The sequence below is a fragment of the Methylobacterium sp. C1 genome (assembly GCF_001854385.1).
Lineage (GTDB): Bacteria > Pseudomonadota > Alphaproteobacteria > Rhizobiales > Beijerinckiaceae > Methylobacterium > Methylobacterium radiotolerans.
In genome coordinates, this window is the sequence record NZ_CP017640.1 from 6296549 (window position 1) to 6310887 (window position 14339).

A 14339-nucleotide genomic window follows, 5' to 3' on the forward strand; every position below is an offset into this window, starting at 1 on the left:
GGTCCGGAAGCGTAGAAGGGGAGGGGAACGAAATCACCAGCCCATTGTCCCGGCCCCACCCTTGAACGGGCCGACGATGCCGGGCGTGATCCAGCCGCCGTAGAAGTTTCCGGGCTGCGGCGTCACCTGGGCCGCCCCGACGAAGCAGGCGTCCATCGGGCCGGCGTAGAACGCGACGTAGCCGGCGATCGCGCGGAAATCCGGCGTCGGGTCCGGGTAGGCCCAGGCGGCCCCGGGCACGAGGCGGTCGCCGGCGCGCACGTCGAACAGGACGGCCTGTCCCTTCCACTCGCAGATCCCGCCGCGCCGCCGGTTCACCAGCGCCCCGTCCGCGATGTCGGCGGGCGGCAGGTAGTAGGTCGGCGGGTGCGAGGTCTCGAGTACCCGGAAGCCGGAACCGGTCTCGGCGATGACGCGGCCGCCGAGCACGACCTGCAGCCGGTCCGGGACGGATTCCAGCCGCGGCGGCCGCGGATAGTCCCAGACGCTCTCCTCGCCCGGCCTGACGGGATCGGGGACGGGCCGGAAAGGCGATCCGCGCATGGGAAACCTCGTGCTGTGTCAGTGCGGATCCAGATAGGGCGCCGCGGCCGGCGTTTGTCGTCCGGCGCGCCCGTGCTAGCCCGTCGCCGACACTCGAGCCCGGGATCGCCCGCGATGGACATCGCCCTCTTCCTCGACTTCGACGGCACGCTCGCCGAGATCGCTCCGCGGCCGGATGCCGTGCGGGTCGAGCCGGGTCTGGTGGAGGATCTGGAGCGTCTCCGGGCACGCCTCGACGGCGCCCTCGCCATCGTCACCGGCCGGCCAGTCACGGTGATCGACGGCTTCCTGACGCCCGCGCGCCTCGACGCGGCCGGTCTTCACGGCGTGGAGCGCCGGGTCGACGGCGCGCTCACCGGCGGCCGCGCGGAGGATCACCCCGACCTCCGCCGGCAGGTCGCGCGCCTGCAGGCCGAGACCGCCGCGCTGGCGCAGGTCCTGATCGAGGACAAGGGCGCCTCAGTGGCGGTCCACTGGCGGCTCGCGAGCCCGGACGACGCGCTGCGGGCCGAGACGCTGGTGAAGGGCGCGGCGGAGGTCCTCGGCGCCGATTATCGCCTCCAGCTCGGCAAGGCGGTCGGCGAGATCGTCCCCGCGCAGGCCACCAAAGCCCACGCGATCCGGGCCTTCATGGCGCAGGCGCCCTACGCGGGACGGATTCCCGTCTTCTTCGGCGACGACCGCACCGACGAGATCGCCTTCGCGTCGGTGAACGAGGACGGCGGCGTCGCGGTGCGCGTCGGGGACGGCGAGACCGTCGCCCGGCGACGCCTGCCCGACCCCGCCGCCGTCCGTGCCCTGCTGAGCAACTGGGCCGCCGGCGGTGCGATCGACCCGGACGCGCTGCCGCCGGCCTGACGCGCCGCGCCGTCCAGGGGAGATCGCGATGACGGGGCGTTCCGTCACGGGCTGGCCGCGCCTGCTGCTGCGGCTGGAGGGAGCCTGCATCCTGGTCGCCGCCCTGCTCGCCTATGGCTGGCTCGGGCCGTCGTGGTGGCTCTTCGCGGCGCTGCTCTTCGTTCCCGACCTGAGCATGCTGGGCTACGCGGCCGGTCCCGCGGTCGGCGCCGCGCTCTACAATGCGGCGCACACGCTCGCGCTGCCGCTCGTCGGCCTGCCCCTGGCGATCGCCGTCGGCCATCCCGAGGCCGTAGGGTTGGCCTTGATCTGGTTCGCCCATATCGGTCTCGACCGCGCCGTCGGTTACGGTCTCAAATACGGCAGCGGATTCGGTGATACGCATCTTGGCGTCATCGGCCGGCCGCGTGACAAGACGATCGCGCCGTCCTGAGCGGTGCAATCGCCGCCGAATGGGACTTGCCCGCGCGGGGTCGCGGGGCCGATCAATCGCCGGAGCCGTGCCGGGCGCGAGTCCCGTCGCGGCGGGCCAGAGAGCAGGGGCTAGTTGCGATGTTCGAGTTTCCGGTTCTGGTCGGCGACATCGGCGGGACGAACGCGCGGTTCGGTCTGATCGAGAAGGCCGGCGACCAGCCCCGCCTCCTCGCGCACGAGGCCACCGCAGACCATCCCGATCCTTCGAGTGCGATCAGGGCGTCGCTGGCGAAGGGCGGCGGCCCGGCGCCGCGCGCGGCCATCCTGGCGATCGCCGGCCGGGTCGACGGGCCGGAGATCCAGCTGACGAACGCGCACTGGAAGATCGCGGGCCAGCGCATCGCCGAGGATTTCGGGCTCTCATCCGCGACGGTCGTGAACGACTACGTGCCGGTGGCGGCCGGCGCCGCCGATATCGAGCCCGACGACCTCACGCCGGTCGGGCCCTGTCCGCCCGTGCCCGGCGGCGCCCGCGTGGTGCTGGGCCCCGGAACCGGCTTCGGCGCGGCGGCGCTGGTCCCCTACGCGGCGCATCTCGCCATCGTGTCCACCGAGGTCGGCCACACCGATATCGGCCCGGCCGACGCCTTCGAGGAGAAGGTCTGGCACGCGCTGGAGCGGGTCGAGGACCGGATCACCGTGGAGACGGTGCTGTCGGGGCCGGGCCTGTCGCGGCTCCACGCGGCCGTCGCCCATGTCCGGACCGGGCAGCCGCACGAGAAGATCGAGCCGGCCGCGGTCACCGAGGCCGGTCTCAGCGCCACCGATCCGCACGCCGCCGAGACGCTCGAGCTGTTCGGCCGGGTGCTCGGACGCGTCTGCGGCGACCTCGCGCTGACCTTCCTGGCGACGAGCGGCGTCTATATCGGCGGGGGCATCGCGCCCCGGATCCTCAAGGTGCTCGAGGAGAGCGGTTTCCGCACCGCCTTCGAGAAGAAGGCGCCCTTCGCCGAGATGATGCGCCGGATCCCGACCAGCGTGATCACCGTCCACGACCCGGCCTTCCGGGGCCTGGCGGCCCTGGCGAACGAGGGCGCCAAGTTCGTCTACCACGGGCAGGTGTGGCGCAGGGAAACGTGACGGACCGCGACGGCGAGCGCTGTGCGGAGCGAGGCCCGGCGGCCTCGCTCCGCCCGCGCGGACGGCTGTCGCCGCGGGCCTGCCCTCAGGCCGCTGCCAGCGGCTTCGACACCTCCTCCAGGGACTTGCCCTCCGCGGCCGTTCCCCAGATGCCTCCGACCACCGCCGCGATGAGCATCAGCACAGCGCCGAGGCCGTAGCCGAACAGCACCCAGTCGCGCGAGCCGGTCTCGACCAGCGTGCCGAACAGGAGCGGGCCCGAGACGCCGCCGATACCGGTGCCGACCGCGTAGAAGGCCGCGATCGCCAGGGCCCGGATCTCCAGCGGGAAGGTCTCCGAGACCGTGAGATAGGCCGAGCTCGCCGCCGCCGAGGCGAAGAAGAACACCACCATCCAGGCCGCGGTCTGGCCGACCGGCCCGAGCACGTCGAGGCGGAACAGCAGGCCGACACCGGCGAGCAGCAGCGCCGAGATGCCGTACGTGAAGGCGATCATCTTGCGCCGTCCGATCGTGTCGAAGAGCCGCCCGAGGAGCAGCGGGCCGAGGAACGAGCCGAGCGCGAAGGGCAGCAGGTACCAGCCGACATGGTTGCCGGGGACCTGGTAAAAGCGCTCCAGCACCAGCGCGTACGTGAAGAACAGGGCGTTGTAGAAGAAGGCCTGCGCGATCATCAGTGCGAGACCGACCATGGTCTCCTTGCGGCTCGTCACGAACAGCGCCTTGAACACCTCGGAGAGCGGTGTGTGGTCGCGGGTGCGGACCTTCATGCGCTTGCTCTCGTCCACCGGCGGCAGGGTGACGCCCTCGTCGGTGAAGCGCTTCTCGATGCCGGTGACGACCCGGTCGGCTTCCGCCGCGTAGCCGTGGGTCGCGAGCCAGCGCGGGCTCTCGGGGATCCAGGTGCGCAGGAGGAGGATCACGAGGCCGATGGCGCCGCCGGTGAAGAAGGCGACGCGCCAGCCCCAGGCCGGGTCGATCACCTCGGGCTTGAGGAGCACGATCGACATGAACGAGCCGAGCGCCGCGCCGATCCAGAACGAGCCGTTGATGACGAGGTTGGTCCACCCGCGGACCCGGGCCGGGACCAGCTCCTGGATGGTCGAGTTGATCGCCGTGTACTCGCCGCCGATCCCCGCGCCCGTGAGGAAGCGGAAGAAGCAGAAGCTCCAGATGTTCCACGACAGGCCGGTGGCGGCCGTGGCGACGAGGTAGAGGGCGAGCGTGATGAAGAACAGCTTCTTGCGGCCGATCCGGTCGGTGAGCCAGCCGAAGCCGATCGCGCCGGTGACGGCGCCCACGAGGTAGCAGGAGGCGGCGAGCCCGACGTCGAACTCCGAGAACGACATGGGCGGCTGGCGCAGCGCGCCCACCAGGGAGCCGGCGAGCGTCACTTCGAGGCCGTCCAGCACCCAGGTGATGCCGAGCGCCACGATCACCAGTACGTGGAAGCGGCCCCAGGGCAGCCGGTCCAGGCGCGCGGAGATGTCGGTGTCGATCACGCGGCCGATCTCCGCGCGTTCCGGCGTCCCGGATCCCCCCTCGACCTTGCTCGCCATGTCCGCGTATCCTCCCGGTCCAAGTGTTTACCCTGCTGAGACAGCCGGCATTTACCGCGACTGTAGGCAGGTGTTGGGAACGGGTTGGAAATCGATTCGGTTCGATTTCGTCTTCACGCGCGCCGCGCAGAACAGGGAGGTTCACGCGGTGCTCCTCCCATGTCCTCCTGTGCTGCCCGTTCCCGCCGATCCTGGCCCCGGTACGTCCTGCTGTCCGCCATGACGCTCGGCGGACTCGCCACCGCGCCCACAGAGGGAGCGGACCGGCACCTCGAGCGGCCCAAGCCCCGCGTCGCGATGCAGGCGGCCGAGCGCTGGCGCCTCCGGCCGACCGAGCCCGCAGTCGCGACGACGACCGGCAGCATCCGCCGGCGGGCCGAGACCGCGATCCCTGAGGACCGTCGCAACGTCCGTCTCGTCTACCCGGCGCTGATCGAGGCGCGCTGAGAACGCCGGCGCCCGGCCCGTCTCGACGATCCGGGTCCTGTCAGGCACAGCGCCTGCTTCGCCCGCGCGTGGACGGGTGGAACGGTACGGTGCGGAGGACGCGGATGGCTGAGGCAATCGCCCTGGTCGGGTGCAAGGGGCCGGATCAGGAGGCGGAGTATCTGCGCATCCTGTCGGCGGCCATGCCCGAGGAGCGCCTAATCCCGTTCCGGACGATGGACGACGCGGCCCGGGCGGCGGCCCGAGTCGCCGTCGTGGCCAACCCCGATCCGGCCGAGGTCGCGGCGCTGCCGGGGCTGGTCTGGGTGCAGAGCCTCTGGGCCGGGGTCGAGAAGCTCGTCGGCGCCTTCGACCGGCCGCTGCCGATCGTCCGCCTCGTCGACCGCGAGATGGCCCGCACCATGGCGGAGGCCGTGCTGGCCTGGACCTACTATCTCCAGCGCGACATGCCGGCCTATGCCCGCCAGCAGCGCGACCGGGTCTGGCGCCCGCACGCCTACCGCAAGCCGTCCGAGACGACGGTGGGCCTGCTCGGCCTCGGGGCGCTCGGGACCGCGGCGGCGGAGCGGCTCACCGGAGCCGGCTTCCGCGTCGTCGGCTGGAGCCGCAGCCCCAAGGCGGTGCCGGACCTCGAGACGTTCCACGGCGCCGACGGCCTCCCGGCGATGCTCGGCCGGTGCGACATCCTCGTCTGCCTCGTGCCGCTGACGCCGGAGACGCGGGGCCTCGTGAACGCCGAGCGCCTCGCCGCCCTGAAGCCCGGCGCCGCGCTGATCAACTTCGCCCGCGGACCGATCGTCGTCACCGAAGATCTGATCGCCGCTCTGGACACCGGCCATCTCGCCCACACGGTCCTCGACGTCTTCGCGGTCGAGCCGCTGCCGACCGAGTCGCCCCTGTGGTCCCATCCCCGCGTGACGGTGCTGCCGCACGTCTCGGGGCCCACCGACATGGATTCGGCGGCCGCCACGGTGGCGGCCAACCTGCGGGCCTATCGGCGGACCGGTCAGGTGCCGGACGGCGTCGACGCGGCGCGGGGGTACTGAGACGCGCGCGTCACAGCTTCGGGAATGTCGCCGCGAGGTGGTCGATCAGCACGCGCACGGCCGGCGGCAGCCCGCGCCGGGTCGTGAAGACGATGTGCACGATCCCGGGCTGGCCCTGCCAGTCCGGATAGACGGGCACGAGCCGACCCGCCGCGACGGCGTCGGTGCAGGCGTGGTCGGGCAGGAACGCGACCCCGAGACCGTCAGCCGCTGCGTCGGTGAGCGCGGCGAAGTCGCCGCAGGTCAGGCGCGGCTCGTGGCGCAGGGTGACGACCGTGCCGTCACGGTGCTCGAGCCGCCACTCCGCCTCGCCCGGATCGTCGCGGGTGCCGAGCGTCGGGACAGCGCCGAGCGCGGCGATGTCGGGACCGAGGCCGCGCGCCACCTGCGGCGCGGCGACCAGGATCCAGCGCGAGGATCCGAGCGTGCGCATGGTCAGCGACGCGTCGCTCGTCAGGTCTCGCCGCACACGCAGCGCCACGTCGATCCGCTCCTCGATCAGGTCGACGGGCCGGTCGGTCACGACCAGCTGCAGCCTCACCTTCGGGTAGCGGACGAGGAAGCCGCGGACGCGCGCGGCGACGATGTCGGCGAGGCCCGACGGGCAGCTCATGCGGATCCGCCCGTGCGGCTCGGTCTGCGCTTCCGCGACCAGCGCCTCGGCCCGCTCCGCCTCCAGCATCATCGCCCGGCAGCGCTCGTAGAAGCCCTGGCCGACTTCGGTCACGCGGAAGCGCCGGCTCGACCGCTCGATCAGGCGGGCGCCCAGGCGCGCCTCCAGGGCCGCGACGCGGCGGCTCAGCTTCGATTTCGGCTGGTGCAGCGCCCGGCCCGCCGCGGCGAAGCCGCCGTGCGCGACGACCTCGGCGAAGTAGACGTAGTCGTTCAGATCGGCGCGGACCATCGTTCCTCCAGTGGAACGCTGGGTGCCACATTCGCGGGCTACCCGCATCATCGTTCCGGCGGCATCTCTCCGGCCAGCGGCGCATACGGGGCCGCAGCACGGAGAACGACGATGGCTGGCAGGTTTCAGGACAAGGTTGTGGTGGTGACCGGCGGCACCAGCGGCATCGGCCTCGCCACCGCCAAGGCCTTCGTGGCCGAGGGGGCCTCGGTGTTCATCACCGGGCGCCGCCAGGAGACCCTCGACGCGGCGTTGAAGCAGATCGGCGGCCGGATCACCGGTGTGCGCGGCGACATGGCGAACCTCGCCGACATCGACCGCCTGTACGATGCGGTCCAGCAGAGGCACGCGCAGATCGACGTGATCTTCGCCAACGCCGGCGGCGGCACCTTCGCGCCATTGGGCGCGATCACCGAGGCGCACTACCAGAGCATCTTCGACACCAACGTGAAGGGCGTGCTCTTCACCGTCCAGAAGGCGCTGCCGCTGCTGCGGGACGGGGCCGCGATCGTGCTCACCGGCTCGACCGCCGGCAGCTCCGGGACGCCCGGCTTCAGCGTCTACTCGGCCACCAAGGCGGCGGTGCGAAACTTCGCCCGGAACTGGATCCTCGACCTGAAGGACCGGCGCATCCGGGTGAACACGATCAGCCCGGGCGTGACCGAGACCGCCGGGCTCGACGAGCTCTTCGGCGGCGGCGATCAGGCGGCGGCCACCAAGGATTTCCTCGCCGGCCAGATCCCGGCCGGCCGCGTCGGCCGGCCCGAGGAGATCGCGCAGGCGGTCCTGTTCCTCGCCTCGGACGCGGCGAGCTTCATCAACGGCGTCGAGCTGTTCGCCGATGGCGGGCAGGTCCAGATCTGAGGATCCGGGTCGGCCGGGACGCGACACCCGGTCCCGGCCGCCGGGGTGAACCCTAACAATGGCCGGCGGTTAAAGGCCCGGCCCTCCGGTCCCGCTTCGTCGCGGGCGGGCGCCGGGAAGGACAATCGGGTCTCATGGGTTGGCCGCGCCGCATCCTCATCACCGCCGGGCTCCTGGCCGTCGCGGCCGGCGCGACGCTGAGCCTCGGCCGCTTCAGCTACGCGCCGATGCCTGACCGGGCGGACCTGCTCAATCCGGACCGATACCCGATCCAGACCGCTTTCGACATTCTCGGCCGCCGTGTCTCGCGCGCGGAGGCCGACGGGCTCGAAGCCACCGAGGACGGACGGAAGGCGCTCTCGCCGAGGAGCGGCGCGGTCGCGATCGATCCGGCCATGGTCGAGCGTGGACGCCAGGCCTTCTATCAGGAGACGTTCGGCAACGAGGTCTTCCTGACCGACGTCATGGGCATGCTCGACGGCGGCCTCACGCCCGGCGCCGTCGCGCTGGCGGTGGCGAAGCTCGGAGGTCAGGGCACGACCAACCTCCAGGTCGCCATGGCGAAGGACGTGCGCGTCGGCGACCGCGTCTACCGGACGGGCGAGCTGGTCCCGACCGGGCTGGACGTGCCGAAGGGCGGCGCCTTCATCATCGGGATCAAGACCTTCTCCGACCGCGGTCACCTGCGCATGGGGATCACCTGCGCCCTGTGCCACGCCGCAGTCGATCCCGGCACCGGCAAGGTGGTTGAGGGCGCGCCCAACACCGACCTCAATGCCGGGCTGCTGATGGCGCTCGCGAGGAACTCCTCGGCCTACTTCATGCACGCCAGCGTGCCAGAGGCCGATGCCCGACCTTCCGCCGACCCGCAGCATACCGGCTCGACCGACGCGGGACCGGCGCTGCCGGACGCCGCGGCCGTGGAGGCGGCCACCAAGGTGCAGGTGGCGAGCTGGCCGCCGGGCAGCTTCGACTCGTCCGCCGACCGGGTCACCAATCCGACCTCGATCCCGTCGAGCTTCTCCGCTTATGGCGAGCCCTACAGCTGGAGCGGGCGCGAAGCGATCGGACCCTTCGCCGGCCTGTCCTCGCTCAACAACAACGTCCACGCGGCCAATTCCGACACGACCCAGCTCGCCGCCGCCGCGCCCTGGCTGTTCGGCATGGATCCGGAGACGTATCTCGGCATCGTGCTGCGCGGGGCGGCCACCGAGGCGTTCCGCTACAAGCCGAGCGGCGGCCGCAGCCCGTCGGAGGTGCTGCGCAGCGTCGATCCGACCCCGGCCTCGCCGGGCCTGAACAGCTACGCGGTGCTGCCGACCTATCCGGCGACCAACTACGTCACCGACAACGGCCTGTTCACCTCGGTCCCCGGGGAGCCGGTCAACCACGCCAACAACGCCATGTCGGCCTTCCAGAACCTGCTGCACCCGCCGGCCGCCGGGCAGGATCCGGACCGGGTCCGGGCCGGCCGGGCGGTGTTCGAGAAGGCCGGCTGCGGCACCTGCCATTCCGGCCCGGCGCTCACCAACCACCGGGTCGTCCCGGAGGCCGAGATCGGCACAGAGCCGACCCGGGCCCGGGCGGGCGCCAAGATGGAGGCGCGCCTGTCGGCGCCGGCGATGTTCGCCACCGACACGCCGTTCCCGACCCCGGCCGATCCCGTCATCGTCCCGGTTCCGCTCGCGGGCGCGGCGCTCGCGCAGGTGCAGCTCGCCTGGGGGCAGGGGGGCACTGAGGGCGGCTACAAGGTGCCGAACCTCGTGGGCCTCGCCTGGACGGCGCCGTACCTGCACGATTCCGGCGTCGCGGTCGGCCCCGATGCCGAGGGCCAGCTCGGCGTCCCGGGCACGCTGTACAGGGGCGTCGCCCCGGATCCCGCCAACAGTCTGCGCGCCCTGGTCGACCGGGATCTGCGGGCCAAGGTGATCGCCGCGAACGCCGCCTCGGATACGGCGCGGATCGCCCGCGTTACCGGCACGGGGCACGCCTTCTGGGCGGATGCCGGCTCCGGCGTGACGGCGGAGGAGCAGACGGCGCTGATCGCCTACCTGCTCTCGGTCGATCGCCTGACGGAGCCGGCCGCGACGCCCTGACCCCGCCACCCGAGTTCAGGACATGCCATGACGCAGAACAGCGATCCGGTCTGGTTCATCACCGGCTGCTCCACGGGCTTCGGCCTGGAGCTCGCCCGGCTCATCATCGGGCGCGGCTGGCGGGCGGTGGTGACGGCCCGCGACCGGGCCAAGGTCGCCGACCTCGCGCGGGGCGCCGAGGACCGGGTGCTCGCCCTGTCCCTGGATGTGACCGAGGCCGGTCAGATCCGCGAATCCGTGCGCGCCGCGACGGACACGTTCGGGCGGATCGACGTGCTCGTGAACAATGCCGGCTACGGCTACCAGTCCTCCATCGAGGAGGGCGAGGAGGACAAGGTCCGCGCCCAGTTCGATGCCAACGTCTTCGGCCTGTTCGCGCTGACCCGGGCGGTGCTGCCGGTCATGCGGTCGCAGCGTTCCGGCCACATCCTCAACATCACCTCGGTGGCGGGCTTCGTCGGCTTCCCGGCCTCGGGCTACTACGCGGCTACCAAGCACGCGGTCGAAGGGTTCTCGGATTCCCTCGCCGCCGAAGCCGGACCCCTCGGAATCCGTGTGACCTGTATCGAGCCGGGGCCGTTCCGCACCGACTGGGCCGGGCGCTCCCTCGTCCAGACGCCGAACGCGATTCCCGACTACGCCGAGACCGCCGGCGCGCGCCTCAAGGCGACCTCGGAAAAGAGCGGCACCCAGGCGGGCGATCCAGTTCGGGCCGGCGAGGCGATGATCCGGGTGACCGAGATGGAGAACCCGCCGCGCCACCTCGTCCTCGGCGCCTGGGGGTACGACGCAGTCACGAGCCGGCTGAAGCAGCGTCTCGCCGAGATCGAGGCATGGCGCGAGACCAGCCTCGGGGCCGATTACCCGCAGCCGTGAAACCCGGCCATCTTCGCGAGCGGAGCGAAGCCGTCGAGCAGCGCCGCGCGCGCCGGTGTCGCGCTGCCCTGGGTTGCTTCACGGCATCCGCAAAGACGCGGCTCAGATGACCGCCTCGATCAGGCCGCGCCGCTTGGCCTCCTCGGCCTCGAGGTACCAGTTGGCCGGCGCCTTCTCGAGCACCTCGTCGAGGGTGACGTCCGAGCCCGCAACGAGGTTGGCAAACCCCTCGTTCTGGATCTCGATCGAGCACAGGATCTCGTTGAGCGTCGCCTTCACGGCGGCGATGCAGGTGGTGAGCGGCCCCTCGACGTGGAGCTGCTTGTTCATCTTGCGCTCGTGGATCATCAGCCGCGTGCCGCAGGTCAGGTAGCGGTTCGGCCGGGCGAAGAAGCTCATGAAGGTCGTGCCGGCCGAGTAGATCGCCGCCTTGCCGAGGAAGACGAACCGCCGGTTCGGGTCCATCGCGGTGTTGAAGCGGATGTCCTCCCCCATCATCCGGGCGACCTCCGGATCGCCCCCGAGCGTCGTGAGCTCGACCACGACGATCTCACGGTCCCCCGCCGCACCGAGCTGGCGCCGGAAGTCCTTGTACATGTCGTAATCGACCGGGCCGGAGAGCAGCACCGCGGGGGCCCGGAAGGCGGTGGGGCCGAGGGGAGTCGTGTCCATGGTTCTCCTGGTCCAAGGTCCGGCCCAGGGCCGCCCCCCGCGGCGCCCAGCCGGCGATCAGCGCGCCGGGTCGGGCGCACCCTGACCCTTGCCCACGAAGGGGATGCCCTCGATCGGGCATTCCTCCGTGCCGACGCTCTGACGGGTAATGGCCCGGACGGCGTCGCGGGTTCCGTCGGGATCCTCGATCCAGCGTCGGTAGAAGTCGTAGGGGCATTCCGACATCCCGTGCCGGTTCTCCTTGGAATTGATCATGCCCGTGTAGCCGCGGTGCAGCAGCTTGAAGAGGTGGTTCTCCGACTGGCCGTGGGCGCGGAAATCCCGGATCAGGAACTTGGAGAGGGCGGCGTACTGGATGCCCATCTCCTCCTCGCCGCATTCGCCGAGCGTGCGGCCGTCGAAGCCGATGATCGCCGAGTGGCCGAAATACGTGTAGACGCCGTCGAAGCCCGCCGCGTTGGCCACCGCCACGTAGGTGTTGTTGGCGAAGGCCATCGCCTTCGAGATGACGACCTGCTGCTCCTTGGCCGGGTACATGTAGCCCTGGCAGCGGATGATCAGCTCGGCGCCCCGCATAGCGCAGTCGCGCCAGATCTCGGGATAATTGCCGTCGTCGCAGATGATCAGGCTGATCTTCAGCCCCTTCGGCCCGTCCGACACGTAGGTGCGGTCGCCCGGATACCAGCCCTCGATCGGCGTCCAGGGCATGATCTTGCGGTACTTCTGAACGATCTCGCCCTGATCGTTCATCAGGATCAGGGTGTTGTAGGGCGCCTTGTGCGGGTGCTCCTCGTGGCGCTCGCCGGTGAGCGAGAACACGCCCCAGACCTTGGCCTCCCGGCAGGCGGCGGCGAAGATCTCGGTCTCCGCGCCCGGGACCGTCGAGGCGGTCTCGTACATCTCGGCGGCGTCGTACATGATGCCGTGGGTCGAGTATTCCGGGAAGATCACGAGGTCGAGGCCGGGCAGGCCGGTCTTCATCCCGACGATCATCTTCCCGATCGCCTTGGCGTTCTCCAGCACCTCCGCGCGGGTGTGGAGGCGCGGCATCTTGTAGTTCACGACGGCGACGCCGACGCTGTCCTGGCTGGACGAGATGTCTCCGTGCATCATGGCGTGAAGTCCTCCTGACCGTGTTCGTCCCTCGGATGCGCGCGGCTCAGTGGCTGATCATCCAGGGCCGCGCCTTCGGGAAGCTCTTGGCGGCGGCCGGGGCGGCGGTCGCTTTCTTGGGTGAGCAGCAGCCGCAGCCGGCTCCGTGACTGCCCGAGCGCTTGGGCGCGTGGCGGCTGCGCTCGTTGGTGGCGTGGGCGGTCCTGAGGCCCGCATCCATGCCGGCGATGCGCGGCGCGGTGAGGAAGGCGCGCTGGCTCGTGCCGCCGCAATCCGGGCAGGCATGCGGCTCGCGGAACTCCGCCATCGGCCGCATCACCGTGAAGGGGCCGCAGGCCTCGCAGGCGTAATCGTAGACGGGCATGGGGTGCTTCCAGAAGGGCTGCCGGGTTAAGCGCGGGTCCCCTCTCCCGTTCGGGAGAGGGACAGGGTGAGGGGCGAGACCTGTCCGGAGAGGTCGCATCCCTCACCCCAACCCTCTCCCGCCCGGGAGAGGGGGCCTGTCGCGTCAGCCGCGACCGGCCGGGAAACGAAGCATCAAAGATCCGGCGAGAGCGGCATCTGGATCGAGCCGTCGAGGAACTTGGTCGGTCCGTCGGCGCCCGGGTTGATGTCGAACTCGAAGATCTTGGTCGGTATCCAGAGCGTCGCGCAGGCGTTCGGGATGTCGACGACGCCCGAGATGTGCCCCTGGACCGGCGCGGTGCCGAGGATCGAGTAGGCCTGCGCGCCCGAGTAGCCGAACTTCTTCAGGTACTCGATCGCGTTCAGGCAGGCCTGCCGGTAGGCGATGTGGACGTCGAGGTAGTGCTGGCCGCCGCTCTCGTCGACCGAGATGCCCTCGAAGATCAGGTGATCGTCGTATTTCGGCGTGATCGGCGACGGCTTGAAGATCGGGTTCTTGATCCCGTACTTGGCCATGCCGTCCTTGATCAGCTCAACCTTGAGATGCACCCAGCCGGCCATCTCGATGGCGCCGCAGAAGGTGATCTCGCCGTCGCCCTGGCTGAAGTGCAGGTCGCCCATCGAGAGGCCGGCGCCGGGGACATAGACCGGGAAGTAGATCTTCGAGCCGCGCGACAGGTCCTTGATGTCGCAATTGCCGCCGTGCTCGCGCGGCGGGACCGTGCGGGCACCGGTGGCGGCGGCCGCGTCCTTCGCGTCGCCCTTCAGGCGGCCCATATGGGCGGTCGGGCCGAAGGGGAGGGTGGCGAGCGCCGGCACGCGCTCCGGATCGGTGTCGTAGAGCGCCTTCTCGCGGGTGTTCCAGGTCTCCAGCATCTTCGGATCGGGCAGGCAGCCGATCAGGCCGGGATGGATCAGGCCGGGGAAGCGCACGCCCGGGACGTGGCGGGACTTGGTGAACATCCCCTCGAAGTCCCAGATCGACTTCTGGGCCTGCGGGAAGTGCTCGGTCAGGAAGCCGCCGCCGTTCTTCTTGGAGAAGAAGCCGTTGAAGCCCCACTGGCTCTCGGGCTTGGCGCCGATGTCGAGGAGGTCGACCACCAGCAGGTCGCCGGGCTCGGCGCCCTCGACGCCGATCGGACCCGAGAGGAAGTGCACGATCGACAGGTCGATGTCGCGCACATCGTCGGCGGAATCGTTGTTCTTGATGAAGCCGCCGGTCCAGTCGTAGGTCTCGACGATGAAGTCCGCCCCCGGCTTCACGTAGGCGACCATCGGGATGTCGGGGTGCCAGCGGTTGTGCACCATGTCGTTGTCGTAGGCCGATTGCGTGAGATCGACCTTGATCAGCGTCTCGGGCATCTCGTGTCTCCAGCTCCCTGACTCTCCGGGGCAGGCCCCGT

Annotated in this window: 15 protein-coding genes; 8 read left to right on the top strand and 7 right to left on the bottom strand. The window is 70.8% G+C overall.

From position 1 onward, the window contains the following. Window positions 1–33: 33 nt before the first annotated feature. A complete protein-coding gene (locus tag BKE41_RS29120) occupies window positions 34–543 on the bottom strand; it encodes a DUF427 domain-containing protein (RefSeq protein WP_012322380.1) in 510 nt (169 codons plus the stop codon). Window positions 544–657: 114 nt separating this feature from the next. Between BKE41_RS29120 and otsB the strand changes: the two genes are divergently transcribed. From otsB to BKE41_RS29135, 3 genes are all read left to right on the top strand, one after another. Then, the gene (otsB, locus tag BKE41_RS29125; RefSeq protein ID WP_071000582.1) at window positions 658–1401 is read left to right on the top strand and encodes a trehalose-phosphatase; all 744 of its coding nucleotides are present in this window, start codon (window positions 658–660) and stop codon (window positions 1399–1401) included. 28 nt (window positions 1402–1429) lie between these two features. Continuing rightward, entirely contained in the window at window positions 1430–1834 is a 405-nt protein-coding gene (locus BKE41_RS29130) for a DUF4260 domain-containing protein (RefSeq protein WP_029358053.1), read from the top strand. A 119-nt stretch (window positions 1835–1953) separates the two neighbouring features. Next, window positions 1954–2955, top strand: coding sequence for a glucokinase (locus tag BKE41_RS29135; protein ID WP_043075067.1), 1002 nt, complete (start codon window positions 1954–1956; stop codon window positions 2953–2955). Window positions 2956–3040: 85 nt separating this feature from the next. On the opposite strand, the gene BKE41_RS29140 is transcribed toward BKE41_RS29135, so the two are convergent. Further along, window positions 3041–4513: an MFS transporter gene (locus BKE41_RS29140; protein WP_024828057.1), complete on the bottom strand. Its 1473-nt coding sequence runs from the start codon at window positions 4511–4513 to the stop codon at window positions 3041–3043. Between the two features lie 219 nt (window positions 4514–4732). Between BKE41_RS29140 and BKE41_RS29145 the strand changes: the two genes are divergently transcribed. Continuing rightward, window positions 4733–4960, top strand: coding sequence for a hypothetical protein (locus BKE41_RS29145; RefSeq protein WP_012322385.1), 228 nt, complete (start codon window positions 4733–4735; stop codon window positions 4958–4960). 104 nt (window positions 4961–5064) lie between these two features. Further along, a complete protein-coding gene (locus BKE41_RS29150; protein ID WP_071000583.1) occupies window positions 5065–6006 on the top strand; it encodes a glyoxylate/hydroxypyruvate reductase A in 942 nt (313 codons plus the stop codon). A 10-nt stretch (window positions 6007–6016) separates the two neighbouring features. Here BKE41_RS29150 and BKE41_RS29155 read toward each other — a convergent pair whose 3' ends face one another. After that, window positions 6017–6910: a LysR substrate-binding domain-containing protein gene (locus BKE41_RS29155; RefSeq protein ID WP_012322387.1), complete on the bottom strand. Its 894-nt coding sequence runs from the start codon at window positions 6908–6910 to the stop codon at window positions 6017–6019. Between the two features lie 111 nt (window positions 6911–7021). On the opposite strand from BKE41_RS29155, the gene BKE41_RS29160 reads away from it, so the two are divergent. From BKE41_RS29160 to BKE41_RS29170, 3 genes are all read left to right on the top strand, one after another. After that, a complete protein-coding gene (locus BKE41_RS29160; RefSeq protein WP_071000584.1) occupies window positions 7022–7774 on the top strand; it encodes a glucose 1-dehydrogenase in 753 nt (250 codons plus the stop codon). Window positions 7775–7908: 134 nt separating this feature from the next. After that, entirely contained in the window at window positions 7909–9870 is a 1962-nt protein-coding gene (locus BKE41_RS29165; protein ID WP_071000585.1) for a cytochrome C oxidase Cbb3, read from the top strand. A gap of 27 nt (window positions 9871–9897) precedes the next feature. Beyond that, window positions 9898–10746 carry an oxidoreductase gene (locus tag BKE41_RS29170; RefSeq protein ID WP_043075074.1) on the top strand — a complete coding sequence of 283 codons (849 nt, stop codon included), beginning with the start codon at window positions 9898–9900 and terminating at the stop codon, window positions 10744–10746. A gap of 102 nt (window positions 10747–10848) precedes the next feature. Here BKE41_RS29170 and BKE41_RS29175 read toward each other — a convergent pair whose 3' ends face one another. From BKE41_RS29175 to fmdA, 4 genes are all read right to left on the bottom strand, one after another. Next, window positions 10849–11418, bottom strand: a complete 570-nt coding sequence (locus tag BKE41_RS29175; RefSeq protein ID WP_024828051.1) for a peptidase S14 — start codon at window positions 11416–11418, stop codon at window positions 10849–10851. A gap of 57 nt (window positions 11419–11475) precedes the next feature. After that, a complete protein-coding gene (locus BKE41_RS29180; protein WP_012322392.1) occupies window positions 11476–12531 on the bottom strand; it encodes an aliphatic amidase in 1056 nt (351 codons plus the stop codon). A 46-nt stretch (window positions 12532–12577) separates the two neighbouring features. Continuing rightward, window positions 12578–12895: a zinc ribbon domain-containing protein gene (locus BKE41_RS29185; protein ID WP_012322393.1), complete on the bottom strand. Its 318-nt coding sequence runs from the start codon at window positions 12893–12895 to the stop codon at window positions 12578–12580. Between the two features lie 173 nt (window positions 12896–13068). Then, window positions 13069–14298: a formamidase gene (gene fmdA, locus BKE41_RS29190; protein WP_012322394.1), complete on the bottom strand. Its 1230-nt coding sequence runs from the start codon at window positions 14296–14298 to the stop codon at window positions 13069–13071. Between the last annotated feature and the right edge of the window lie 41 nt (window positions 14299–14339).

What these genes read in the sequence shown, in the direction of transcription:
- BKE41_RS29170 (WP_043075074.1), top strand. Translation starts at nt 9,898, where the DNA reads ATGACGCAGAACAGCGATCCGGTCTGGTTCATCACCGGCTGCTCCACG.
- BKE41_RS29145 (WP_012322385.1), top strand. Translation starts at nt 4,733, where the DNA reads ATGACGCTCGGCGGACTCGCCACCGCGCCCACAGAGGGAGCGGACCGG.
- BKE41_RS29180 (WP_012322392.1), bottom strand. Translation starts at nt 12,531, where the DNA reads ATGATGCACGGAGACATCTCGTCCAGCCAGGACAGCGTCGGCGTCGCC.
- BKE41_RS29130 (WP_029358053.1), top strand. Translation starts at nt 1,430, where the DNA reads ATGACGGGGCGTTCCGTCACGGGCTGGCCGCGCCTGCTGCTGCGGCTG.
- BKE41_RS29150 (WP_071000583.1), top strand. Translation starts at nt 5,065, where the DNA reads ATGGCTGAGGCAATCGCCCTGGTCGGGTGCAAGGGGCCGGATCAGGAG.
- BKE41_RS29140 (WP_024828057.1), bottom strand. Translation starts at nt 4,513, where the DNA reads ATGGCGAGCAAGGTCGAGGGGGGATCCGGGACGCCGGAACGCGCGGAG.
- fmdA (WP_012322394.1), bottom strand. Translation starts at nt 14,298, where the DNA reads ATGCCCGAGACGCTGATCAAGGTCGATCTCACGCAATCGGCCTACGAC.
- BKE41_RS29120 (WP_012322380.1), bottom strand. Translation starts at nt 543, where the DNA reads ATGCGCGGATCGCCTTTCCGGCCCGTCCCCGATCCCGTCAGGCCGGGC.
- otsB (WP_071000582.1), top strand. Translation starts at nt 658, where the DNA reads ATGGACATCGCCCTCTTCCTCGACTTCGACGGCACGCTCGCCGAGATC.
- BKE41_RS29135 (WP_043075067.1), top strand. Translation starts at nt 1,954, where the DNA reads ATGTTCGAGTTTCCGGTTCTGGTCGGCGACATCGGCGGGACGAACGCG.
- BKE41_RS29175 (WP_024828051.1), bottom strand. Translation starts at nt 11,418, where the DNA reads ATGGACACGACTCCCCTCGGCCCCACCGCCTTCCGGGCCCCCGCGGTG.
- BKE41_RS29160 (WP_071000584.1), top strand. Translation starts at nt 7,022, where the DNA reads ATGGCTGGCAGGTTTCAGGACAAGGTTGTGGTGGTGACCGGCGGCACC.
- BKE41_RS29155 (WP_012322387.1), bottom strand. Translation starts at nt 6,910, where the DNA reads ATGGTCCGCGCCGATCTGAACGACTACGTCTACTTCGCCGAGGTCGTC.
- BKE41_RS29165 (WP_071000585.1), top strand. Translation starts at nt 7,909, where the DNA reads ATGGGTTGGCCGCGCCGCATCCTCATCACCGCCGGGCTCCTGGCCGTC.
- BKE41_RS29185 (WP_012322393.1), bottom strand. Translation starts at nt 12,895, where the DNA reads ATGCCCGTCTACGATTACGCCTGCGAGGCCTGCGGCCCCTTCACGGTG.